The sequence below is a fragment of the Verminephrobacter aporrectodeae subsp. tuberculatae At4 genome (assembly GCF_000193225.1).
GTDB classification, from domain to species: Bacteria; Pseudomonadota; Gammaproteobacteria; order Burkholderiales; family Burkholderiaceae_C; genus Acidovorax; species Acidovorax aporrectodeae.
Window position 1 is genome coordinate 1 of the sequence record NZ_AFAL01000163.1, and the last position, 1,159, is coordinate 1,159.

At 69.4% G+C, this 1,159-nt stretch carries 1 protein-coding gene and 1 pseudogene; both read right to left on the reverse strand.

Annotation, left to right across the window (positions count from 1 at the left end; translation table 11 throughout):
• Window positions 1-668 (reverse strand): annotated as a pseudogene (locus VTU_RS25835) (NADP-dependent oxidoreductase); the annotation flags it as partial.
• A 50-nt stretch (window positions 669-718) separates the two neighbouring features.
• Window positions 719-1,135: a PaaI family thioesterase gene (locus tag VTU_RS0105500; protein ID WP_029554143.1), complete on the reverse strand. Its 417-nt coding sequence runs from the start codon at window positions 1,133-1,135 to the stop codon at window positions 719-721.
• Window positions 1,136-1,159 lie beyond the last annotated feature (24 nt).

The window sequence follows — 1,159 nt, forward strand, 5'->3', positions numbered from 1 at the left end:
CGATTCCCTGGGGGCAGGCTTGCCCCAGGGCCTGCGCCAGGGCCTTCCCTTCGTTGCCGTACTGCTGGTGGTCGATGCAGGCGTCAAAGCCCAGTTCCTGCACTGCGTAGCGGCATTTCTCTGCGCCGCCCGCGATGCCCACGACGCGGCAGCCGCGCGCCCTCGCCAGGGCCGCAAACGCGCTGCCCACGGCGCCCGTCGCGGCGCTGACCACCACGCTGTCGCCGGCCTTGGGCGCGATGATTTTCACCAGGCCGTACCAGGCCGTCACGCCGGGCATGCCGACGGCCCCCAGGTAGTACGACAGCGGAAACGGGCCGGCGTCGAGCTTGCGCAGCGCGCCCGGGGCCCTGCCGTCGATCACGCTGTATTCCTGCCAGCCGCCCATGCCCAGCACCTTGTCGCCCACGGCGTACTGTGGGTTCCGGCTCTCGACCACCTCGCCCACGGTGCCGCCGATCATCACCTCGCCCAGGGCCTGCGCCGCGGCGTAGCTCGGGCCCTCGTTCATGCGCCCGCGCATATAGGGGTCCAGGCTCAGGTAGTGGTGGCGCACCAGCACCTGACCCTCGGCGAGCGCAGGCGTGTCCGCCACCACCAGCCTGAAGTTGCCGAGCACGGCCGCGCCCGGGGCGGTTGTCGAGAACGATTTGTTGATTGCGTGGCATGCGTGCTCCTGCGGGGAATCAGACTCGAACGGTTCTTCCAGCGCGGGCGATTATCCCGATCTGCCGGCGCCGCGCCGCTCGGGTGGCAGGCGCCGCACGTATTTGAACGTGCCCGTGGCCTGGCTGCACAGGCGGCCCCCGGAATCGAACACCGTGCCCTCGGTAAAGGCCAGGGTGGCAGTGCGATGGATCAGCCGTCCCTTGGCCAGCAGCGGGCCCCGGGCGGGTTGCATGAAGCTGGTTTTCATCTCGACGGTGACCACGCCCATGTCGGGCGTGACGCTGCGCGCGGCGATCGCCATGGCCACGTCGAGCAGGGTCATGGACGCGCCGCCATGGGTCACGCCCAGGGTGTTCAGATGCTCCGGTCGGGCTTCGTAGCCGAGTTCGGACACGCCGCCCTCCATGCGGTGCACAACGATTCCGAGGTGGTGGACGAAGGGGATGTCAACGCCAAATGGCAGCACGGGATCCATCGCGTTCACCCGCCC